At 38.2% G+C, this 21,570-nt stretch carries 22 protein-coding genes; 7 read left to right on the top strand and 15 right to left on the bottom strand.

From position 1 onward, the window contains the following. Positions 1-229 precede the first annotated feature (229 nt). The 10 genes from FYJ79_RS07015 to FYJ79_RS06970 form a co-directional block, all read right to left on the bottom strand. Positions 230-568: a hypothetical protein gene (locus tag FYJ79_RS07015; RefSeq protein ID WP_154515985.1), complete on the bottom strand. Its 339-nt coding sequence runs from the start codon at positions 566-568 to the stop codon at positions 230-232. 133 nt (positions 569-701) lie between these two features. Next, positions 702-2,498, bottom strand: a complete 1,797-nt coding sequence (locus FYJ79_RS07010; RefSeq protein WP_154515982.1) for an ABC transporter ATP-binding protein — start codon at positions 2,496-2,498, stop codon at positions 702-704. Beyond that, positions 2,495-4,300, bottom strand: a complete 1,806-nt coding sequence (locus tag FYJ79_RS07005) for an ABC transporter ATP-binding protein (protein ID WP_154515979.1) — start codon at positions 4,298-4,300, stop codon at positions 2,495-2,497. Before FYJ79_RS07005 ends, FYJ79_RS07010 begins: the two co-directional genes overlap by 4 nt. A gap of 67 nt (positions 4,301-4,367) precedes the next feature. Next, complete coding sequence (locus FYJ79_RS07000) at positions 4,368-5,138, bottom strand: amino acid ABC transporter ATP-binding protein (protein WP_154515976.1); 771 nt, start codon at positions 5,136-5,138, stop codon at positions 4,368-4,370. Between the two features lie 12 nt (positions 5,139-5,150). Beyond that, positions 5,151-5,801 carry an amino acid ABC transporter permease gene (locus FYJ79_RS06995; RefSeq protein WP_154515973.1) on the bottom strand — a complete coding sequence of 217 codons (651 nt, stop codon included), beginning with the start codon at positions 5,799-5,801 and terminating at the stop codon, positions 5,151-5,153. A gap of 41 nt (positions 5,802-5,842) precedes the next feature. Further along, entirely contained in the window at positions 5,843-6,628 is a 786-nt protein-coding gene (locus FYJ79_RS06990) for an amino acid ABC transporter substrate-binding protein (RefSeq protein WP_154515970.1), read from the bottom strand. 47 nt (positions 6,629-6,675) lie between these two features. Next, positions 6,676-6,996 carry a MerR family transcriptional regulator gene (locus FYJ79_RS06985; protein ID WP_154515967.1) on the bottom strand — a complete coding sequence of 107 codons (321 nt, stop codon included), beginning with the start codon at positions 6,994-6,996 and terminating at the stop codon, positions 6,676-6,678. Positions 6,997-7,011: 15 nt separating this feature from the next. Then, positions 7,012-8,214, bottom strand: a complete 1,203-nt coding sequence (locus tag FYJ79_RS06980; RefSeq protein ID WP_154515964.1) for a class I SAM-dependent rRNA methyltransferase — start codon at positions 8,212-8,214, stop codon at positions 7,012-7,014. Between the two features lie 56 nt (positions 8,215-8,270). Then, the gene (locus tag FYJ79_RS06975) at positions 8,271-9,143 is read right to left on the bottom strand and encodes a YitT family protein (protein ID WP_154515961.1); all 873 of its coding nucleotides are present in this window, start codon (positions 9,141-9,143) and stop codon (positions 8,271-8,273) included. 1 nt (position 9,144) lies between these two features. Continuing rightward, entirely contained in the window at positions 9,145-10,539 is a 1,395-nt protein-coding gene (locus tag FYJ79_RS06970) for an MATE family efflux transporter (RefSeq protein WP_154515958.1), read from the bottom strand. A 150-nt stretch (positions 10,540-10,689) separates the two neighbouring features. Between FYJ79_RS06970 and FYJ79_RS06965 the strand changes: the two genes are divergently transcribed. The 4 genes from FYJ79_RS06965 (at position 10,690) to FYJ79_RS06950 (ending at position 13,359) form a co-directional block, all read left to right on the top strand. Beyond that, complete coding sequence (locus FYJ79_RS06965) at positions 10,690-11,388, top strand: deoxynucleoside kinase (RefSeq protein WP_154515955.1); 699 nt, start codon at positions 10,690-10,692, stop codon at positions 11,386-11,388. After that, complete coding sequence (locus FYJ79_RS06960) at positions 11,381-12,013, top strand: HD domain-containing protein (RefSeq protein WP_154515952.1); 633 nt, start codon at positions 11,381-11,383, stop codon at positions 12,011-12,013. Before FYJ79_RS06965 ends, FYJ79_RS06960 begins: the two co-directional genes overlap by 8 nt. A gap of 54 nt (positions 12,014-12,067) precedes the next feature. Then, positions 12,068-12,580: an ECF transporter S component gene (locus tag FYJ79_RS06955; protein WP_154515949.1), complete on the top strand. Its 513-nt coding sequence runs from the start codon at positions 12,068-12,070 to the stop codon at positions 12,578-12,580. Positions 12,581-12,654: 74 nt separating this feature from the next. Next, positions 12,655-13,359 (top strand): gamma-glutamyl-gamma-aminobutyrate hydrolase family protein, encoded by a 705-nt coding sequence (locus FYJ79_RS06950; RefSeq protein WP_154515946.1) that lies wholly within the window; start codon positions 12,655-12,657, stop codon positions 13,357-13,359. A 16-nt stretch (positions 13,360-13,375) separates the two neighbouring features. On the opposite strand, the gene FYJ79_RS06945 is transcribed toward FYJ79_RS06950, so the two are convergent. Both FYJ79_RS06945 and FYJ79_RS06940 read right to left on the bottom strand, forming a co-directional pair. Further along, positions 13,376-14,323, bottom strand: a complete 948-nt coding sequence (locus tag FYJ79_RS06945) for an AEC family transporter (protein WP_154515943.1) — start codon at positions 14,321-14,323, stop codon at positions 13,376-13,378. Further along, complete coding sequence (locus FYJ79_RS06940) at positions 14,316-16,037, bottom strand: glycoside hydrolase family 2 protein (RefSeq protein WP_195837033.1); 1,722 nt, start codon at positions 16,035-16,037, stop codon at positions 14,316-14,318. The genes FYJ79_RS06945 and FYJ79_RS06940 overlap by 8 nt, the downstream gene beginning before the upstream one ends. Positions 16,038-16,128: 91 nt before the next feature. Between FYJ79_RS06940 and FYJ79_RS06935 the strand changes: the two genes are divergently transcribed. Then, positions 16,129-17,502: an aminopeptidase gene (locus tag FYJ79_RS06935; protein ID WP_154515937.1), complete on the top strand. Its 1,374-nt coding sequence runs from the start codon at positions 16,129-16,131 to the stop codon at positions 17,500-17,502. A 27-nt stretch (positions 17,503-17,529) separates the two neighbouring features. Here FYJ79_RS06935 and nudC read toward each other — a convergent pair whose 3' ends face one another. Continuing rightward, entirely contained in the window at positions 17,530-18,360 is an 831-nt protein-coding gene (gene nudC / locus FYJ79_RS06930) for an NAD(+) diphosphatase (RefSeq protein WP_154515934.1), read from the bottom strand. A 217-nt stretch (positions 18,361-18,577) separates the two neighbouring features. After that, the gene (locus FYJ79_RS06925) at positions 18,578-19,393 is read right to left on the bottom strand and encodes a TIGR02452 family protein (protein WP_154515931.1); all 816 of its coding nucleotides are present in this window, start codon (positions 19,391-19,393) and stop codon (positions 18,578-18,580) included. A gap of 220 nt (positions 19,394-19,613) precedes the next feature. Here FYJ79_RS06925 and FYJ79_RS06920 point away from each other — a divergent pair, with 220 nt between their 5' ends. Next, positions 19,614-20,462, top strand: a complete 849-nt coding sequence (locus FYJ79_RS06920) for an AraC family transcriptional regulator (protein ID WP_154515928.1) — start codon at positions 19,614-19,616, stop codon at positions 20,460-20,462. A 41-nt stretch (positions 20,463-20,503) separates the two neighbouring features. Here the strand turns inward: FYJ79_RS06920 and FYJ79_RS06915 are convergent, their stop codons facing one another. Further along, positions 20,504-20,911, bottom strand: a complete 408-nt coding sequence (locus FYJ79_RS06915; protein WP_154515925.1) for a C-GCAxxG-C-C family protein — start codon at positions 20,909-20,911, stop codon at positions 20,504-20,506. A 104-nt stretch (positions 20,912-21,015) separates the two neighbouring features. Here FYJ79_RS06915 and FYJ79_RS06910 point away from each other — a divergent pair, with 104 nt between their 5' ends. Further along, entirely contained in the window at positions 21,016-21,552 is a 537-nt protein-coding gene (locus FYJ79_RS06910; protein WP_195837032.1) for a hypothetical protein, read from the top strand. The last annotated feature ends 18 nt before the right edge of the window (positions 21,553-21,570 follow it).

The following is a 21,570-nucleotide window of genomic DNA, read 5'->3' as shown; positions in this document are numbered from 1 at the left end:
CTGCTTTGGTGGATGACCGTACAGAGGATCGCCAAAATCACAATTGCACAGTCACCCGCCAAAGCATAATTGCATTACATGCATAATTATTCTATATCATATAGGTCCACTGTGCAAATGGGGATTTTTATTTTTATAATAAAAACCCTAAGAGCAGGGTAGTACATTTTGTGTATCTGTACTATCTACCTTTAGGGTATTCTATCATGAAGATATCCTTCTTATTTCTTTATTTTTCTTTCAAAGCTTCAAGCTTTGCTTTCAGGTCTTTAAGTTTTTCCTGATAAACAACATAGTCATTCGTCATATGATCTAGAGAATCTGTAGCTTCTGGAACACCAAAGATTTTTTCTTCGCTTTCAATAGCTTTCTGTGTTGCTTCTTCTTTCATTTCTTCCTTAATCTTATTGATAGCAGCCATGTGGGCTTCACCCTGAGCAATGACTTCTTCTACTTTTTGACGATCAACAATAACATCATTTGTCTTCTTTTCAGTTAGAGGTTCAACATTCTTAAAATATCTTGCATAACTTTCTTTGGCCTTTTCAACAATCTGTTTGTAATCCATACTTCATACCTTCTTTCTTTACAACTTTAATGATAATCATTTTATTACAAACTGCAATACCTGGCATAAACAATTAAAAAACTTTTACAATTTTTCTTCTTATAAAGAAATCTTTTTGTAAAATTCAAGAACACTAGAGAGCCTTTTCTGTCTGTATTTCCTCAAACTGACGGCTGTAAAGTTCATAATAATAGCCATGTTGTTCCATCAGTTCAGCATGTTTACCTGATTCAACAATTTTCCCATCACGCACGACAAGAATAACATCTGCATCCACAACAGTTGAAAGACGATGGGCAATCATAAAGGATGTTCTCCCCTTAATGACTGTCTGAATGGCATCTTGGATAGCTTTTTCCGTCATTGTATCAATTGATGATGTGGCTTCATCAAGAACGAGGATAGCGGGATTTGCGAGAATGGCACGGGCAAAGGATAAGAGCTGTTTCTCGCCTGTTGAAAGCAGGTCGCCTCCTTCTCCAACATCAGAATTTAAGCCATTTCCCATCTTCTTGACAATATCACTTGCTTTAACGAGCTCGAGAGCCTGCCATATATCTTCATCAGTTGCTTCTGGAGCACCATAACGCATATTATCGCGGACACTGCCACTAAAAAGATGTGGTGTCTGTAAAACATAGCCAATATGGGAATGGAGCCACAATGTTGAACGGTCTCTAGCATCCCTTCCATCTATAAGTACTTGGCCACTTGTTGGTTCAAAGAAACGACAAACAAGATTGACAAGTGTACTTTTGCCTGCCCCTGTTTCACCAACAATGGCAACATTTTGTCCTTGTGGGACTTTGAGGTTGAAATGTTCTAAGACCATCTCTTCACCATCTGGATAATGGAAGGAAACATCTCTAAATTCAATATCACCATAAAGTTCTTCCCAGTTTTCTTTCTTAGGATGGAACGTATCGCCATAGCGCTCAATGACATCTTGGCGGTCTGCGACATCACTTTGTGTTTCCATTAAAGTACTAAAGCGTTCAATATTTGCCTGAGCTTGAATCATCGCTGAAAAAACTTCAACAATAGACTGAATAGGATCAATCATCCCAATCGCATAACTCATAAAGACAGAAAGTGTGCCAATAGCCATCAGATGATCCTGACTTAATCGCCCACCTGCCGATAAAACAACAGCTAAAGCTAAAGAACTCATAATAGAGATTGTCGCTACAAAAAGTGCGGAATAGTGTGTCGCATGAATGCTGACTTTCTGCATTTCATTTGAATCTTCTTCAAAGTCATGCTGAACAGTATCTTCAACAACTAATGTCTTGATGCTTTTAGCACCACTTATTCCTTCATTGAAGTTGGCGGTAATAAGTGAATTGATTTCTCTGATTTTACGATTCAAGACAACTAAATGTTTCTGGAAATACATAATCAGTACTACGGCAATAGGAATAAGCACCATCAAGATCAATGTCAGCTTCAAATGAATACTTGCCATAATAACAAAAACAATGACCAGGTAGGATAAGTTCCAGACAAGATCCATTAAACGCCAGCTCACTAACGTCCCAATACGATCCGTATCGCTCATCACTCTCGCATGGATATAGCCAACATTGTTGGTATTGAAATAGGAGAAGGATAGGGTCTGGAGATGATTGAAACTGGCATTTTTCAAGTCCCGGCCGACATAGAGTTCGACTTTGGAAATCATATAACTTGAGATAAAATTCGCAATAACCTGCAAAACTAAAACAAAAATATATAAAGCAATAAAATAGACAATTGTATCAAGTGTCTTTAAGGCAATATAGTGATTCAACACATAGCGATTAAAGAGAGGATAGATACTATCAAACAAACTTGAAACCACCCCTAAAACAACCATGATCACCATTTCTTTACGATACGGCTTAATATAAGGGATAATCTTTCCTAAGCCAAAGAATTGATATTTTCTCATGAAATGTCCTCCCCAATATTCTGAATGTCGCAGATTTTGCGATAAATGCCTTCCTGGCTTCTTAATTGCTGGTGGTTGCCAACCTGAGCAACTTTGCCTTTATTTAAGACAATAATTTGATCAGCCTGCATCAAAGTTGTTATGCGATGACTGATCAAGATCACTGTGGCATCATGGATATTTTCATCGAGTGCTTTGCGAATTTTTGCATCCGTTTCACTATCGACAGCACTTAAAGAGTCATCAAAAATCATGATTGGTGTCTTTCTAATGACCATTTGTGCAATAGCTGTACGCTGTTTTTGTCCACCAGAAAGTGTGACCCCTCGTTCACCAACGGATGTCTTATAGCCATTCTTGAAATGGTTGATGGCTTCATTAAGACTCGCAATCTTGCTGGCTTCTTCGACATCATCCCTTGTAGCCGTTGGGATACCAATGGCAATATTCTCTTCAATGCTTTTAGAAAAGAGATAAGGTTCCTGTAAAACAAGGCCTATATTCTTTCTTAAATAATCACGATTAATATGTTGAATATCAACACCATTAATCGAGATATGACCACTTGAAACATCATAGAGATGATCTAATAAATACATGAGCGTTGATTTACCAGAGCCCGTCCCACCCAGTATACCAAGCGTTGTGCCCTTCTTAATGATAAAGGAAACATCATCTAAGACAAGTGGACTATCTTCATTATAGCGAAAAGAAACATGATCAAAGACAATATCACCATGCATATCAACCTCAATAGCATCCTTGTCATCAACTTCTTCTTCGCTATTCATAATATAACGAATACGATCAATAGAAACATTAGCACGGCTCATATCAGAAATAACACGGCCAAGAGAACGGATCGGCCAGACAAGCATGGTATTATAGGACACAAAAGCAATATAATCACCAGCTGTGATTTCTTTCTTGACAGCAAAATAAGCTCCTAATCCAGCAATTGTTAAGAGCTGCAATCCAGAAATACCATCACCAATGGACCAGAACCAGGTAATCAAGATATCAAGCTTCATAAAGGCTTTAGTATAGATTGTATTCTGGCTTTCAAAACGCTGACGTTCATAGCGTTCTCTGCCAAATGCTCTAACGACTCTGACACCCGTTAAGTTCTCCTGGGCAATCGAGGAAAGGATTCCTTCTTCTTCATCAGCTTTTTCAAAAGTCTCCCCAATACGCTTATGGAAGAAAAGTGAATAGGTCACAATGATAGGAATGAAGATGGCTGCAGCGAGCATCATCTTTGTAGAAATTGTACTCATAAAATAAAGGGAAAGAGCAATCATGATGACAATACGCAGCATCTGAGTCAGCTGCTCAGACAGGAAACGCTTGATTGTTTCCACGTCACTTGTACAGCGCTGAATAATATCACCTGTTGGATTGTGGGTAAACCAGGCAAAGGGCAAATGGACAATATGTTCAAAAAGGCCATCACGCATCACCTTGACAAATTTCTCAGCCCCCTTGCTGTTGAAAAGCCTGAAGAGATAGCGAAACAATGCTCCTATCAATGCAACAATAACAACAAACACCCCAACAAAATAGATATGACTTTTGAGATATGCGATACCGCCGATTCCCTGGATAAAGCCCTTAAAGAAAGCTGGCAAACCTGCTTCTTTAGAACCAATAATACTATCAACCGTAAAGCTTATGATACGGGGATTGATAAGATCAAAAAGGGAAGCTGCAGCAGCAAAGAGAATAGCAAGAATAAAATAGGCTTTAGAGCCTTTTAGAAAATAGAAAATTAATTGACGATTATTTTCAAACTGTTTTTTCATAAATACTCCTCAACACGATTATAACGAATCAGCACCTTTTCTAACAGCAATGTGCAAAAACAGGAAACTAATGTGTTTCCTGTTGATCATAATATTTACCTAAGAACGCTTTCGTACGTTCGTTGTCACTTGTAAACATCTTTTCCGGTGTTGTCTTTTCAACAATGACACCTTTATCCATAAAGACAATCACATCACTGACATCTCGCGCAAACTGCATTTCATGTGTAACGATAACCATTGTCATCTTTTCTTTTGCGAGTTCTTTGATGACCTTTAAGATTTCCAATGTCAGTTCTGGATCAAGGGCACTTGTAGGTTCATCAAAGAAGAGGATTTTTGGCTTTAAGGCTAGCGCTCTAGCAATGGAAACACGTTGCTGCTGTCCACCGGAGAGTTCACAGGGATAGGCATTTTCCTTATCGCTCAAGCCCATCTTCTTTAAGAGCTCACGTGCCTCTTGAATAACTTCCTGCTTATTTCGTTTCTGATTGCGAACAGGGGCATCAATGATATTCTTAAGAACGGTAAAATGTGGGAAAAGGTTGAAGTTCTGGAAGACGAGACCAAAGGTATTCATAGCTTCTTCAATGGCTTTTTTATGATCATAGCTGGCATGATGATTAACAGAAGTCACAACAGGCTTTTCATTATAGGAAAGTGTACCATCGTCCATTGTCTCTAAAAATGTCGCAATTCTCAGTAAAGTTGACTTTCCTGAGCCCGATGGACCGATAATTGAAACAACCTGCCCTTCTTCTACTGTCAGATCTATATCTTTTAAGACTTCATTGTCACCAAATGATTTTTTAATATGTTGTAAATCCAATATCTTCATACAGTATCTCCCTTACTCATAATAACTCATTTTCTTTTCAATCGTCTCCATGACAAACGCCACAACGGCATTGAAAATATAATAGAAAATGGCAGCTGCGACAAATGGCATCATTGAGCGACTTGTTGCAGCAATAGCCTTGGCTTCTGTAAACATTTCAGCATAGGCAATGGAGAATGCGAGCGATGTATCTTTGACAAGGGTAATGATTTCATTTGTCAGTGATGGGAGTATGCGTTTCATAACCTGAGGCAGAATAATGACAAAGAATGTCTGTGTTTTAGAATAGCCAAGAACCTTGGCAGCTTCATACTGTCCTTTTGGCATGCTTTCAATGCCGCTACGATAGATTTCCGCAAAATAAGCAGCATAATTAAGCGCAAAGGCAATTATAACAGCAATACCACGATATATTGGGGAAATCATGATACCAAACATATAATATGGGCCAAAATAGACGACAAGAAGCTGTAACATAAGCGGTGTACCACGCATTATACTGATATAAACACGCACAATATTCTTCAGCAAGAGATGTTTACTCATTCTGCCAAAAGCGACAATGAGGCCAAGAGGCAAAGAAAAGATGAGCGTCAGAAAGAAAATCTGTAGCGTTGTGCCCATGCCACCTGCTAGCTGGACAAATAAATCCATTAAATTCATAAATCATATCCCCCTTAGAAAAAAACCAAGCAACGCTTGGTTTAATTTGCTTTTAAAATGCCATAGTCTGCTTTAAACCACTTCTTACTAATCTTCGCAAAAGTGCCATCTTTAACCATAGCGATTAACGTTTTCTCAACTTCATCACGAAGTTTTGTATTGCCCTTCTTGAAACCTACTGCATATTGTTCAGAAGAAATAGATTCATCAAGAATAGCATATGTGTTTTCTTTACCTTCAATTTGTTTCTTTGCCACAAATTCATCCATGGCTACTGCATCAACCGCACCACTTTCTAAATCCATCATGGCTGTATTGTAATCCGCAACACTTAAATAATTTTTGAAAGAATTCTTTAATGCTTTATTAGCATCAATAGCTGATTGTGCTGATGAATCTTTCTGGACTTCCATAATCTTACCAGCTAAGTCCTTCAGTCCAGCAATCTTGCTTGCTTTCTTGACAACAACAACCTGGCGGTTATTCATATAGGGTTTTGTCCAAGTATATTTATTTTCTCGACCATTCATCGTAAAGCCGTTCCAGATACAATCAATTGTCCCACTATCAAGTTCCATATCCTTAGCATCCCAGTCAATTGGCTGAAGCTTAATTTTCTTGTTCATGCGTTTAGCTGTTTCTTTCGCAAGATCAATATCAAAGCCAGTAAAGTTTCCTTTGTCATCCTTGTAGCCAAATGGTGGGAAATTCTGGTCAAAACCAACAGTAAATGTATCTGCCTTCTTTGAAGAAGAGCCTCCACAGGCTGTTAATCCAATAGCTAGTAATCCTGCTAAAAGGATTGTCCCTAATCTTTTCAACTTCATATTTGTCCTCCCTTTTGGTGCATTATATCATAAATAGAAATGCTTGCCTACCACTGATGAGTTTGCTTTGCTTTCCAACGCTTGTTCTCTTCTACCTTGACTTCATCATTCTGACGATAGATATCTTCATAATAAGAATATCGTGCTTTCTTTAAGATACGATACTTTGTATCATCGGAGATGTCTTGTAAGAACTTTTTAATTTCCTGTGCTTCTTCATGTGTTGAATCCAGGATGGTCACAAGCTCAAGATCTTCTAAATCCTTACGGTCATAGCTTTCTTTGACAGGTACCAAGCCATTTTCTTGATAACGTGCAAAGTTTTCATTTGAAATACCAAGAATATGTTGCATTTCATCAAGACGCATAATTATCTCCCCTTGTTATTTTTCATCCGTTACTTGAAAGATATAAAACTTTAAATAACTTGAATCACTTGCTCCCCACAATATAGGATGATCGGGCGATTGCTGACGAAATTCAATCTGACGTAAACGCTTATGGACAGAGCGTGCTGCCTGTTCAATCGCCTTCACAAAATTCTCATTATCCATAAAATGGGAACATGTACAGCTAGCAAGATAGCCACCATCTTTGACAAGCTTTAAGCCTTCACGATTGATTTCACGATAGCCTTTGATGGCATTCTTTATAGAACTTCTGCTTTTTGTGAAAGCTGGGGGATCGAGAATGACAACATCAAACTTCTTTCCTTCTTCGACAAGTTCAGGAAGAAAATCAAAGACATCATGTTGTTCAAAATGCACTTTGTCTTCAAGATGATTGAGTTTCGCATTATCATTGGCCAGTTCAACAGCCAAATCACTAGCATCGACACCAAGAACATCCTTTGCTCCAGCATAACCACAGTTTAAGGCAAATGTACCAATATAAGTAAAACAATCGAGGACTGTTTTATCTTTGACAATTCTTTGCATCGCGAGACGATTATATTTCTGATCAAGGAAGAAGCCTGTCTTTTGGCCATTTTCCACATCAATATGATAATGTACACCATTTTCCACAATATCAAACTTTGTCGCGAATGGTTCTCCAATAAAGCCTTTCACACGATTTAAGCCTTCTTTATCACGCTCTTTTGCATCGCTTCTTTCATAGACGCCGCGAATGACAATGCCATCTTCTTGCAGCACTTCCTTCATTAAATTGACAAGACGCTCTTTTAATAAATCCATACCCAAAGTCAAGGCCTGAATGACAAGAACATCTTCAAACTTATCAATCACAAGTCCAGGCAAGAAATCCGCTTCACCAAAGACAATACGACAGCTCGATGTATCAACTGTATCCTTACGATACTGCCAGGCGTGAGACAGACGCATCTTAAAGAACGCATCATTTATTTCCTGCTGCACATTGCGGCTAAGCATACGTACGCGTATTTTAGAATTCTGGTTGATATATCCAATACCTAATGGATAGTCATTGTAGTCATGGACTTCGACTAAATGTCCATTCTTGAATCTCCCCTTGATTGTTTCTATTTCATTATCATAGATCCATAAACCACCTTGTTTAAAAGATCTACCTTCTCCTTTTTTAAGTGTTACAATTGTGTTTTCCATTTTTCAATACCTCAAAAGAATTATAAAAAAATATTGCATAAGTGCAATATTTTTTCTTAAGAATTGAGAAATCTTTCTGTTCGATTGATTTTAGTCCAGTCCGTAAAGTTCTCACCTCTCACCTCAGTCACTTTGCTGACAATCATAAAAGCATGCGGATCAATTGCATAGACACCGCTTCTTAGCCGATGTAAGTCTTTCTGGCTGACAACAGAAAGCAAAGCTTTAGATTCATCTAAATGATAGCCTGTTTCAACCTTTAATAGAGTCAGGCCCTTATCAAGATCATGAATGAAAAGATTTCTTAAGGCAGCATACTGACTTGAAATGACAAGCACCTGATAACTTGTATGACCGAATGTCAGAATACGATTCATGATGAACGTTGTTGTAAAAAGCATAATAATACCACAGACTGTTTTGGTGATAGGTGAAAATGTAGCCTGGAACAAGAGTTCTGTTAAATCAAAAAGATTCATCACAACAGCAACTGGCCAATGGAAGAACTTATTGAGAACAATGGGCGGGATATCCATACCACCCGTACTTGCCCCACTTTGAATGACCAAGCCAATCCCTGCACCAGCTAAAATACCACCCATTACACAGGCGACAAGCGGATCATTGGTGAGATGAATCTTGTCAGTAAAACGACTTGTGACTTCAAGTAAGACTGGATAGATGAATGTTGCTAAGAGTGTTGTTGCGGCAAACTTCTTGCCCATGACGATGAAGCCAATGATAAACATGATGACATTGGCAGCAGTAACAACCATATTGAAATTCCAGTGCCAGAAATAGCGGCCTATAATACCTAAGCCAGTTGTCCCACCGGAAATAAAGCCAAAAGGCAATACAAAGACATTAACAGAAAGTGCCAGCAATAATAATCCGATGAGGATCTTCATGACAAATTCAAAACGACGCATGTTATTCCCCCTTTGCTTGTTGATAGGCGTGATCAATCTCCGTTTCGATATTCTTATTTGGCAATTGCCTAAAGAAGTGTATGACAATTGGGACACATGTCAAGAAAGTCAGGGCATCACCAACCAACTGCGAGATTTCTACCCCTGTCATACCTAAGAAGAAAGGTAGAATAATAAGAGCAGGAATATAGTAAAGACCACTTCTTAGTGAAGCAAGCAAGCTCGCTATTTTTGATTTTCCAATTGACTGGAACATCATGTTGCAGACAATGCCTAAAGGCTGCAAAATCAAAGCACAGCACTGAAAACGTAATGCCCTTACACCAATTGCGATAACGGCTTGATCATCTCTAAATATACTAACAAGTTCTTTGGAAAAAAGCAATCCGACAATAGCTGCAATTGTCAAGAGTATTTCGCCTAATCCCCATGTAAAATAGAAGCCCTGACGGATACGTTTATATTTTTTTGCACCATAGTTATAAGCACCTACTGGCTGATAGCCCTGGCCAATACCGACCATCATTGAGGCGAAGAAAGCGACGATACGTCCGACAATGGTCATTGCGGCAATAGCTGCATCACCATAAGGATTGGCTGCAATATTAAGTGTCATCGTTGAAACAGAGTTAAGCACCTGACGCAGTAAACTTGGTAGACCATTTGAGACAATATTACCAATCGCAAGTTTGCGTAAATGAAAATGTCGATAAGAAATCTTGCTGATGGTCTTACCTGAGTAAAACATATAGAAAAGTATCCCAAGTGAAATATATTGGGAAAGAGCTGTTGATAGACCGGCCCCATGAATCCCCATCTTGAAGCCAAACATAAAGATTGGATCACCAATCATATTCAGGACACCACCCAATACCAAGCCAATCATCGCTAATGACGCTTTCCCTTCATAGCGCATGATATTATTTAAGACACAACTTGCTGCTAAAGCAGGCCCACATATCAACATATAATAGCCATAGATTCTCGCATAAGGAAGGATTGTATGCGTTGAGCCTAACATATGCATCAATGGTGTAATAAAAATAAGGGCTGGAAGCGTGATGATTGTCGTGATGACAATGGCCATAAGGAAGGCTGTCGAAGCATAATTGCTTGCTTCATGAACACGCCCCTGTCCTAAAAGACGAGAAATATTCGAACCAGAACCATGGCCACACATAAAGCCAATTGCCTGATAGATTGCCTGAACACTCATTAAAATGCCAACAGCAGCTGCTGCCGCCGTCCCAATCTTGCCCACAAAATAAGCATCAACAAGATTATAAATCATTGATACCATCATGGAAATAATTGTCGGAATGGCAAGCTTAGGAATAATGACTTTAATAGGTGTTAAGACAAGTTTTTCATATTGTTCTTGTGTTTTTCTATCCATACTTATACCTTCTTCTTTTGTAGTATAACACGCTTTACTTTATCCAAAAAGCAACTTCCCAAATTAGGAAATCTTTATTTTCCTAGTTGTTTGATGATGCAAAACATATTATACTCAATAAGATTTCATAAAGAAGGAGTTAAACTATTGATGATAATTATGTCTGGCGCCATTGGCGCAGGTAAAAGCAATCTCACAACATTTGTTTCCAAGCATCTTGGAACAGAAGCATTTTTTGAACCCGTGGGCGATAATCCCATTTTGCCACTTTTCTATAAAGATCCTAATCATTATGCCTTTCTACTTCAGATTTATTTCTTAAATAAGCGTTTTGCGATGATTAAAGAAGCCATGACCAACGACAACAACGTCCTTGATCGTTCCATCTATGAAGACAGTCTCTTCTTTCATATGAACGCTGAAATGGGGCGCTGCAACGAAGAAGAAGTCAAGGTCTATGATGACTTGTTAGAAAACATGATGGAAGAACTTCCTTATGCAGCCCATAAGAAAGCCCCTGATCTTCTCGTGCATATTGATATTGATATCACGACAATGCTTGCCCATATCAAGAAGCGTGGTCGTGATTATGAACAGATTGAGAACGATCCAACATTAAGAGATTATTATATCAACCTGCTTGAACACTATACACCTTGGTATGAAGCTTATGATGCTTCTCCAAAAATGACCATTGATGCATCTCAATATGACTTTGTCAATTCTCTTGAAGACCGCAAGACAGTTCTTAAAAGCATTGATGACAAGCTTCTTGAAATTGGCAAGATTGATGAAGATGAATATGCCAGCTTAATGTTGAAGCTTGAAAGGATGCAGCTTGATGACTAAAGAAGTTCTTGATGGCTTACTTAGCGATCTTCAAGAATTCTTTAAAAATGATTATAGCGGTCATGACTATAACCATACAATGCGGGTCTATAAGCTTGCCTACAATATCGCAATACAAGAGCACGCCAATCTTGAAATTGTCAGCTTAGCTGCTCTTCTTCATGATGTCGATGATGTCAAGCTAACGCAAAGCATCAACTATCAAAATGCCCGCTTATTGATGAATAAATATGGCATTGATAAAGTACAAGAAGAAGTCATTGCGATTATTCAGGATGTTTCCTTCAAGGGCAATCAAAGCAAGTCCCCTTCTACACTTGAGGGCAAGATTGTTCAGGATGCTGATCGTCTTGACGCCATTGGCGCGATTGGCATTGCCCGTGCATTTACTTTTGGCGGCAACCACAACCGACCTCTCTACAATGATGAAAACCCAGTACTCAACATGGACGAAGCAAGCTATCGCCAACACAAATCTAGCACAATAAATCACTTCTATGAGAAGCTCTTGCTTCTTAAAGATATGATGAATACTGACACTGCGAAAGAACTTGCCTATCAACGCCACCAGTTCATGAAGAACTACTTAGAAGAATTCTATGATGAAATAGAAGGCAAAAAATAGATTTATCTTTACAATAAAGAGGATTTTTCTATAATTTGCATAGGAGGCCTCCTCATGAAACATAATCAGACTTATCATATTGCCATATATGGATTAGGTATTGCCATCGTCTTTATTTCAACAATGTTTATTCAAATTCCTATTCCGCTAGGTTATGCGAATCTGGGAAACTGCTTTGTTTTCTTGTTTGCGATGTTCTTGGATGAAAAAGCTGGCTTCATTATTGGTGGTGTTGGTTCTGCTTTGGCAGATTTGCTTGGAGGCTGGAGTATGTGGGCTATTCCAACATTCTTCTTAAAAGGGCTGATGGGCTATCTTGTTGGTAAAATTGGGAAGATGGAGGTAACTTCACTTCGTTCACCCTATCTTCTACTCGCCTCACTCACAGGAACACTCGAAGGTATAATTGGTTATACTCTTGTTGGTGCAACCATTTATCATTCCCTGCCTACTGGCCTTACGCAGGCTCCTGGCCTGATTGTTGAAGGGATTGTGAATATGGTTGCATTCTATATGATTTATGGAGCACTTAATGCTGGAAAAGTGAAACAGTTGTTTAAAAGATAGTCGCTGTGGCTATCTTTTTTCTTGACTCCATATCTATCAAGATATAATGTATGGACAAAAAAGGATGTGAAAATATGAAACCAATTATTGGCATTGTTGCTTTATATGATGAAAAGCTTCATAGCTATTGGATGTTACCTGAATATACAGAAGCGATTAATAAGTCAGGGGGCATTCCCATAATTTTGCCTTATAATGTTGATATTGAAGCCATCTTGCCCCATCTTGATGGTGTGCTTTTTACAGGTGGTCAGGATATCAATCCCCTTCTTTATGGCGAGGAGGTCAACGAGAAGTGTGGACCTTATATTGAAGCAAGGGACTATTTTGAAATGAAGCTGATGAAGAAAGTGCTTGAGCAAGATCTGCCTGCTTTATGTATCTGTCGTGGGCTTCAGCTCTTAAATGTTATTGAAGGTGGAACGCTCTATCAGGATTTGCCGTCCCAGCATCCTTCTCATATTCAACATGATATGGCTAAGCCATATGATGTCCCTTGTCATCAAGTCACTCTCCAACAAGACATACCCCTTCAAAAACTTTTACATGAAGAGACTATTGGTGTGAATTCTAGACACCATCAAGCTATTTCGCGACTTGGGAAACATTTAGAAGCCATGGCTACAAGTGAAGATGGACTTATTGAAGCGATTGCCGTTTCTAATAAATCATTCATCTGGGGTATTCAATGGCATCCTGAACATAGTTTCCATAATGATGAAATGAGCCGTCTCATCTTCCAAGAATTCATCACAAACGCAAAGACTGCTGGCCAATAAGCCAACAGTCTTTTTTTTAAATCGTATGCATTGTTCTCAGCAAGAAAATCCAGAAAGTAAGCGTAAAGGCTGAGAGAATTGTGGTAAGAATGACGGTATTGCTTGTAAGAACACCTTCATGATGCATATTACGACACATGACATAGCTTGATACTGTTGTTGCCGAGCCAAGCATAATCAATATGGCTACAAGCTTGTCATATCTAAAGCCAAGATTGATGGCAATAGGTAAGAAGATGAGATTAAGACCAACAAGCTTAATAAAGGAAGCAACAATGGCATTCTTAAGCTGACCACCAATTTTCTTGATATCAACACTTGCTCCCATCGCCATTAAGCCAAGAGGCGTAGAAAGAGCTGCCACTTCACTTAGGAATTTATCAGGAATCTTGCTCATCGGAAGATTTAAAATGGAATAAAAGAATCCTAAAACAATACCAATAATAATCGGGTTCTTAAAAATACCCAGAATGGTTTTCTTTAAGACAGCCTTGTTGAGCTTTTCTGCTCCTGGCTCTGTTAACGAAAGAACAACAACAGCCATGATATTATAGAGCGGCACAGCACCAATAATCATCAACGGTGCCATTGTCGCACGTCCATAAAGATTACTAATATAGGCAATACCAAGAAGTGCAGCAGATGAACGATAGCTTGCCTGAATAAATTCTCCCTGAAGGTCACGCTGCTTAATGAAAAATCTTGATAAAATCGTAACGATTAAAATGGACGCAAATGTCGCAAAGAAACAAAAGAGGACAAATTTGGTATCCCAGGCTTTAATGAAGTTTGTTGTCGCTAGCTGATGGAAAAGCAGCACAGGCAAAGGGATACGAAAGACGAAGGTATTGAGCTTAGCAGCCAGTTCATCATCCATCCAGCCAATTCTATTAAGAAAATAGCCAAAGACCATCAAAAGAAAGACTGGCATAGTCGCATTTAAACTAAAAATCAGATTATTCATGTTCAACCTCCCTCTCAAAGAGTGCATAGATTCTTTGAGCAATGCCTCGCATGATCTCCTGATCACATTTAATAACTTGTCTGTCATAAGTAATTAAGCCATTAACTTCATCTTCGATATCAGAAAGCTGAGTATAGATACAACCAGAAAGACCGTCGGGGATATGCTTCATGATATCACGTATCATCAGTTTGCGGTAGGCTATCATAAAATCTCTACGGCTAGAAATTTGTTTATAGCCATAATTCTTTTTGCCGTAGAAATGATTCTTGATGAGATAGTTCATTCCACCAAATTCACTCAAAATGATGATTTGTTGACTCTTTTTAAGATGAAGGGGACGGAAGTAGTTATGGATGGAAAGAAAATCCCCTGCGCCCCTATCAAACCATCCTGAGGCACTATCAACAAAGCGCTCCGGATCTAGCTTTTTTATATAATCTGTCACTTCCTGGCTATCAAACTGGCCCCAGCCTTCATTGAAGGCTACCCATGTATCAATAGATACAAAATGTCTGAGATGGTCAATTGTTTCTTTGACCTCACGATAATATTCAGCACGGTTATCTGGATCTGGTCGTTTCATCAAAACATAGTTATGGTCATCGCGCTTGGATTGTAAAACAGGAAATAGATTGGGTTCAACAGTGACAAAGCGGTCATCATATTTCTCTCCCCCATTGACCATATCCTGCATGACAAGTATGCCTAGTTTGTCACAATGATAATAGAAACGACTATTTTCAATCTTGACATGTTTACGAATCGTATTAAAGCCTAATGACTTGACAAGCTTTAAATCATTAAGAACAGCTTCATCACTTGGTGGTGTCATCAGTGTTTCATGATAATAGCCTTGATCCAACAATCCATAATGGAAGATTGGTTTTCCATTCAAGGCCATATATTGATGACCTTTAATTTCTACACGGCTGAATGTACGCATACCAAAATAGCTTTCAACATGATCATTGCCATAAATGAGTTCAACATTATAGAGATATGGCTGATCAGGTGTCCATAGCTGAATATCTTTTAAAGCAATGAATGCCTTCTTGCAGACAGGAATAGTAAATGTAGTTATGTCATGGGAATCTGGTCTATGAATGATCACTTCAACATCTTCTAGATCACCAATGGTACTGACTTCTATATGAACACCTTGTTTTTGCAAGTCGGGCTTGAAGAAGACATCTGTAACATATTGTTCATCAACCCATTCATACCATACAGTCTGCCAGATGCCACTTACTGGCGTATAGTACATCCCGCCATGATGAAGGCGCTGCTTGCCCCTGGCATGATTGCCATAATCCGTATCGTCCTGGACAACCACCTTAATCTCATTCTCACCTTCAACAATCACATCGGTCATATCAAAGCTAAAAGGCAAATAGCCCCCATGATGCTTACCAACGAAATGTCCATTCAGATAGACTTCACAATATTCATCAACTGCTTCAAAATGAAGAAGAAGGCGTTGATGCACATGTTTTGTGAGATGAAAAGTACGTCGATAATGTAAATAATTACCCGGAAGCAAAGTACGTTCAACACCTGATTTTTGACTTTCTGGTGGAAACGGAACGAGAATCTTGCCATCATAGTCATCAATTGTAGGATTGATGGAAAAACCATAATCCCAAAAGCCATCCAATGTAGTATATTGATCACGTCTTAACTGTGGACGTGGATAGTTTGTATTGTCCTGCATTATTATCACCCATCCAAGTATAACATATAGGTTCATTTACTTGAATGTAACGTATAAAAAAGATAGAATAGATAGGCAAGGAGGATTTGAAATGGAAAGAAAATTTTTATGGGAAACATATGATGAAAATCAGTTGGCGAACATGAACGAAGTGAATGAACGTTATAAAAACTGTTTAAATGTTGGTAAGACTGAAAGAGAATGTGTGACCCTCGCTACAAAGATGGCGCAAGAAGCTGGTTATGTCAATTTAAAGGATGTCAAGGACGTTAAGCCTGGCAGTAAAATCTATACGACTTATAATAATAAAACAATAGCTTTATTTAATATTGGTACTGATCCCATTGAAGATGGGATGAATATCCTTGGTGCACATATCGACTCACCTCGTTTAGATATTAAGCAAAATCCACTTTATGAAGCACAGGGCTTTAGTTATCTTGATACACACTATTATGGTGGTATTAAGAAATATCAGTGGGTTACTATTCCACTCGCTATTCATGGTGTGATTGTGAAAAAAGATGGCACAGTAGTCAATGTGTGTGTTGGTGAAAAGGAAGATGATCCAGTCTTCACAATTACCGACTTACTTGTACATTTAGCTCAAGAACAGATGCAAAAGACAGCTAATGTCGTTATTGAAGGTGAAAACTTAGACTTATTGGTTGGTTCTGTCACTGATAATAGTGAAGATGTTAAGGAACGTGTAAAGTCTAATACAATGAAGCTTTTAAGCGATATGTATGGTATTGAAGAAGAAGATTTCTTATCTGCTGAACTTGAAGTTGTTCCTGCTGATAAGGCAAGAGATTTAGGCTTTGACCGCTCAATGGTTCTTGCTTATGGCCAGGATGATAAGATTTGTGCATGGACATCATTATTTGCGATGTTGAATGTTGAAAATCCTACAAGAACTTCATGTACACTTTTAGTCGATAAAGAAGAGATTGGTTCTGTTGGGGCAAGTGGTATGCATTCTCATTTCTTTGAGAACATGCTTGCAGAGATTCTTTACTTAATGGGTAAAGAAAGTGATATTTCTGTAAGAAGAACTTTAGCGCACTCTACAATGCTTTCAAGCGATGTTTCTGCTGGCTTTGATCCACTCTTCCCTGATAAATTTGAAGCTAAGAACTCTGCCTTCTTGGGCAAAGGTATTGTCTTCAACAAATTTACAGGCTCAAGAGGTAAATCTGGCAGCAATGATGCCAATGCCGAATATATGGCTAAGATTCGCAAAGTAATGGATGATAATAATGTTGCTTTCCAGACAGCTGAACTTGGTAAAGTTGATGTTGGTGGCGGAGGAACAATCGCCTATATCATGGCTAACTATGGCATGGAAGTTATTGATGCCGGTCTTGCCGTATTATGTATGCACTCTCCTGCTGAAATCAGTTCAAAGGCTGATGTCTATGAAGCAGTAAGAGCATATGAAGCATTCTTAAGAGATATGAAGTAAGCAAAAGGGGCTCATCACGAGTCCCTTTTAACATGTCTTGCCTTCTTTAAATCTTTGCATCATTTCATTTGTGAGTGAAAGATGATCAGGCTGTAAGACTATATCTTCGCGTCTTACAAAATGAGCAATCTTTAATTCATTACGGTCCATATGAATCGTATTGTCGCCATCAACATCACAATAGAATCCTAGCAATAAGTCATCGACAAATCCCCACGGTTGGGATTTATAGTAACGAATATTTTTTACCTTCAAGCCCACTTCTTCCATGACTTCTCTCTCCACGGTCTGTTCAATCGTTTCGCCGATTTCCACAAATCCTGCAACCAAAGCATTATGTCCATAGCCCTGAGCATATCGAGTAATGCAGATACGATCACCATCAATAATGCCAACAATGACAGCAGGAACAATACGTGGATAGACACGATGCCCGCATGATGGACATGAAAGTGCACGTTCTTCTTTCACCCTAATCATCTTATCGCCACATCTTCCACAATACTGATTATTGTCATACCAGTTGGCAAGCTGATAGGCTGTAACAAGGGCATAAAGGAAACTTGCTGAATGCTTGTCATCCGTTCTTAATGACCAGACATCCTTAAAGACATAGCCTTCTATTTCTTCATTATCACGAATAAGATAACAACGAATATCATCAATCTTGAAAAGAAAGATATAGTCATGTTTTTCTTTTAATTCCTTCTTGACTGGAAAAATAAGATGGTCCGTATGCTCTTTGACAAGAACACGTTTATTGTCAAAAATAAAAATAACATCATCATTTCTTACATCATGTTCATAATCATGATCATAAGGATTGATGAGCTGATGTGGTTCAATATCCTGTATCATAGTTTCACCTCAAAAAAGAGAATACACCAATTGTCTAAGAAAAGAAAATCATTCACGCAAATTTTGAAGGCAAATTTTAAAAAACATCCTGAGTTACTGCATTTATGGTGTCATTCTTCTATGATAGAGGCGTGGAAAGAAGTAGGATCAGGCATATGCCAACAAGATTCTGCTTCTTTACCTTAATAAAGCGCCAAATATTGGCATTTTATTTTTATTATAATTGTGTTTGATGAAAGACTTCCTCGAATGCTTCATAATTCTTGCGTGATGAGGAAAATGTAGGAATCGCAAACACAACCTGATCAAAATGATTCCGATATTCTTCTTCAACAAGAATACTATAAAACATTTTAGCAACTTCTTTTGCATCATGGCCAAAAGCGCCACATCCCCATGCCCCAAGCACGACATTGCGATAGTTGAAATGAATGCAGACATTCAATAAGTCTCTGATCTTGATTTTCATAATGGGCATAAGATAACGCTTTGAAATATGGCCTGCTCGGCCATTGAGATTTGGTGCTGCATAACTGATAACACTTGTAATAAATGAGTCTTCAACAAGCACTCCTTGCGCATCTCTAAAGACTTCTACTCTTGGTGATACCAACATATATTCTGAATCAAAGCCATTCAGGTTCTCAAAATTATAATGATACATTTCACTTGCTTTCTTGTTGCCAATAGAAAAGAAAAGTGTTGAATGACGACAAAGAGCTTCTTCTTGAGCATTGGCTCCTTTTAAAAAGCCACCACCTGGATTAAGCGCATTAGCGAAATTCAGGACAATTGTATCATCTTTAAGACTTCTTGCTGCTTCAAAGCTGTCCTTTCCAACAACTTCAATAACACCTTCCCCTTCATATTCTCTTGCTTCCTCGGACAGTTCTCTAACTAATTCCGGCTTAACAACAATGACTTCATCGATTTCATCTCTTGATAGCTTAAGTGAATGCGCTTTATGATCTATTTCATAATAGCCCTGATTGACAATCTTTAATGTTTCTTTTGCGATTTTTCCAAAATTCATATAAATCCCCCCTGTGACTATTATAAGACAAAAGAGAAGAGCATGACTACTCTTCTCTTTGATATTATTATTTTTTTCTATTCATCATTTCTCTCAAACATCGAAAATAAGAGGATATCTTTTAGCAATACTCAATTTTAATATGTTTCATTCCTATGACATATTATGAAATAGCTTTTCCTGTAGCTTTATCAAATAAGAATCCTATCTGAGATTATATATGCAAGACAGACATTTTTCCATTTTCCCCAATCAGACATTTATTGATTTAACGCTTTATCAGTATGGCGGTGAAGTCTGCAAGCCTTCCTATCTCTTAGGTCCAGCTACAAGAAATCATTATCTTTTCCATTACATTCTTAAAGGCAAAGGAGTGTTGCGTGCTATTAATGATAAAGGGGCTGATGTAAGCTATCGTTTGGAAGCTGGTGATGGCTTCATGATTTTTCCTGGTCAGATTACAACTTATATTGCTGATGCACATGATCCCTGGGAATATATGTGGATTGAATTTGATGGTTTACGGGTCAAAGAAGCATTGGATACAGTCGGTTTAACACTTTCTTCGCCAATCTATCATTATATCTATGAAGATACGCATAAAGAAATGGTCAAACATATGATACATATTGCGACAAGTAAGAATTCCACACCTTTCGATTTAATTGGTCATTTGTATCTGGCACTTGATAATATGATGCGTTCAATCAAGATCACTGAACAACATTCTGGTAATCGTCTGGTTGATTATTATATGCATGAAACAATGGTCTTTATTGAACAAAACTATATGTACGATATCTCCATTGAAGATATTGCCAATAACATTGGTCTCAACCGTTCCTACTTCGGCAAGCTTTTTAAGCGTGAAACCGGTAAAACACCGCAATCCTTTTTACTCAATTACCGGATGATTAAAGCTTGTGAGTATTTAAAAAGAACTGAAATGCATATTGCTGATATTTCTTTGGCTGTTGGCTATGAAAATCAGCTTCATTTCTCCCGTGCTTTTAAAAATATTTATGGGCTATCTCCATTACAGTGGCGAAAAGTCAATCGTGAGCGATAAAACAGGTTAGTGATGGCATAGAAAAAGAGCATACCTGCTCTTTAATCAATTATATGTCTTTCTCTTAGAATATTTTCTACATAACCAATAGCTTCATAAACCATTGCATCACAATGTGGCTTTTTAGCGCCACCTTTTTCAAAGTTCGCTTTAAGTAGATCAGCACAGTTCATCATGCCTTCATGAGCATCTTTGAATTGCTTGTAATACTGGGTTATTGTTGCTGGATCTTCCACACCATATAATCCTAAGGCCATTAAGCCTCCGGTAATTGCACCACATGTACTTGCCATCTTCATTCCTGAGCCGAAGTTTGCTGCAAGCTTGAAGGCTGTTTCTTCATCAAGATGGGCATCCTGCGCAAAAGGCACTAAAACAGCCTGGGCACAGTTATAATGACGGTCAGTACGCGCTCTTAATTTTCTTGCTTCATCTAAATATTTACTCATAACATTCTCCTCTTGTGCACCTATCGTATCACTATCAGGAAAAATTGTATAGCTTTAGTTTGATGGTAAAGAATGATATAATAGATGGGAAAGCGAGTGATAATATGCAATATTTTCAAAATCATCGTCTTAAGATGATGGCAGATCTTTACGAAGAACTTGATCGTGGTGAACTGAATGAAGGTTTATCTGGCTTTAAGAAACATCTCTCACAGAATGAGATTAATGCTATTCAGATTCTTTTTGATTATTTTTATGCCTTTATGCAGCATTGTGAAGAAGAAGGCATTGCACTTGATGCAACATATGCCACTTTACATAACCTTCCCGATGCCTTACATTCTTTTTATGTAAAGCAGGCACGCAGATATCTTCCCAATAAGCTTCATGATATTCTTGCCCGCAGCCTAGCAAGCTATCTTATGATTCTTGCTAGTAACGTTCATCAGCTAGATATCAGCTTTGATAAAAAGGAAGAAGGACTTTGGGCCAATATGTATTCAATATCCATCAACGATATTGACTTACTCGAAAGTGCACAAAAAGTCTTTGGTGAGGATGAATGGCATTTTGAAGCTTTATCAGATGATTACAAGAAACTTGCCAATATCAATCTCATCACATATCTTACTCAAGCATGAATCACTGATTCATGTTTT

Origin of the sequence: Sharpea porci, assembly GCF_009695655.1 — a bacterium.
GTDB classification, from domain to species: domain Bacteria; phylum Bacillota_I; class Bacilli_A; order Erysipelotrichales; family Coprobacillaceae; genus Sharpea; species Sharpea porci.
This window is presented reverse-complemented; position numbering and strand designations above follow the sequence as displayed.

What these genes read in the sequence shown, in the direction of transcription:
- FYJ79_RS07015 (WP_154515985.1), bottom strand. Translation starts at nt 568, where the DNA reads ATGGATTACAAACAGATTGTTGAAAAGGCCAAAGAAAGTTATGCAAGA.
- FYJ79_RS07010 (WP_154515982.1), bottom strand. Translation starts at nt 2,498, where the DNA reads ATGAGAAAATATCAATTCTTTGGCTTAGGAAAGATTATCCCTTATATT.
- FYJ79_RS07005 (WP_154515979.1), bottom strand. Translation starts at nt 4,300, where the DNA reads ATGAAAAAACAGTTTGAAAATAATCGTCAATTAATTTTCTATTTTCTA.
- FYJ79_RS07000 (WP_154515976.1), bottom strand. Translation starts at nt 5,138, where the DNA reads ATGAAGATATTGGATTTACAACATATTAAAAAATCATTTGGTGACAAT.
- FYJ79_RS06995 (WP_154515973.1), bottom strand. Translation starts at nt 5,801, where the DNA reads ATGAATTTAATGGATTTATTTGTCCAGCTAGCAGGTGGCATGGGCACA.
- FYJ79_RS06990 (WP_154515970.1), bottom strand. Translation starts at nt 6,628, where the DNA reads ATGAAGTTGAAAAGATTAGGGACAATCCTTTTAGCAGGATTACTAGCT.
- FYJ79_RS06985 (WP_154515967.1), bottom strand. Translation starts at nt 6,996, where the DNA reads ATGCGTCTTGATGAAATGCAACATATTCTTGGTATTTCAAATGAAAAC.
- FYJ79_RS06980 (WP_154515964.1), bottom strand. Translation starts at nt 8,214, where the DNA reads ATGGAAAACACAATTGTAACACTTAAAAAAGGAGAAGGTAGATCTTTT.
- FYJ79_RS06975 (WP_154515961.1), bottom strand. Translation starts at nt 9,143, where the DNA reads ATGCGTCGTTTTGAATTTGTCATGAAGATCCTCATCGGATTATTATTG.
- FYJ79_RS06970 (WP_154515958.1), bottom strand. Translation starts at nt 10,539, where the DNA reads ATGGATAGAAAAACACAAGAACAATATGAAAAACTTGTCTTAACACCT.
- FYJ79_RS06965 (WP_154515955.1), top strand. Translation starts at nt 10,690, where the DNA reads ATGATAATTATGTCTGGCGCCATTGGCGCAGGTAAAAGCAATCTCACA.
- FYJ79_RS06960 (WP_154515952.1), top strand. Translation starts at nt 11,381, where the DNA reads ATGACTAAAGAAGTTCTTGATGGCTTACTTAGCGATCTTCAAGAATTC.
- FYJ79_RS06955 (WP_154515949.1), top strand. Translation starts at nt 12,068, where the DNA reads ATGAAACATAATCAGACTTATCATATTGCCATATATGGATTAGGTATT.
- FYJ79_RS06950 (WP_154515946.1), top strand. Translation starts at nt 12,655, where the DNA reads ATGAAACCAATTATTGGCATTGTTGCTTTATATGATGAAAAGCTTCAT.
- FYJ79_RS06945 (WP_154515943.1), bottom strand. Translation starts at nt 14,323, where the DNA reads ATGAATAATCTGATTTTTAGTTTAAATGCGACTATGCCAGTCTTTCTT.
- FYJ79_RS06940 (WP_195837033.1), bottom strand. Translation starts at nt 16,037, where the DNA reads ATGCAGGACAATACAAACTATCCACGTCCACAGTTAAGACGTGATCAA.
- FYJ79_RS06935 (WP_154515937.1), top strand. Translation starts at nt 16,129, where the DNA reads ATGGAAAGAAAATTTTTATGGGAAACATATGATGAAAATCAGTTGGCG.
- nudC (WP_154515934.1), bottom strand. Translation starts at nt 18,360, where the DNA reads ATGATACAGGATATTGAACCACATCAGCTCATCAATCCTTATGATCAT.
- FYJ79_RS06925 (WP_154515931.1), bottom strand. Translation starts at nt 19,393, where the DNA reads ATGAATTTTGGAAAAATCGCAAAAGAAACATTAAAGATTGTCAATCAG.
- FYJ79_RS06920 (WP_154515928.1), top strand. Translation starts at nt 19,614, where the DNA reads ATGCAAGACAGACATTTTTCCATTTTCCCCAATCAGACATTTATTGAT.
- FYJ79_RS06915 (WP_154515925.1), bottom strand. Translation starts at nt 20,911, where the DNA reads ATGAGTAAATATTTAGATGAAGCAAGAAAATTAAGAGCGCGTACTGAC.
- FYJ79_RS06910 (WP_195837032.1), top strand. Translation starts at nt 21,016, where the DNA reads ATGCAATATTTTCAAAATCATCGTCTTAAGATGATGGCAGATCTTTAC.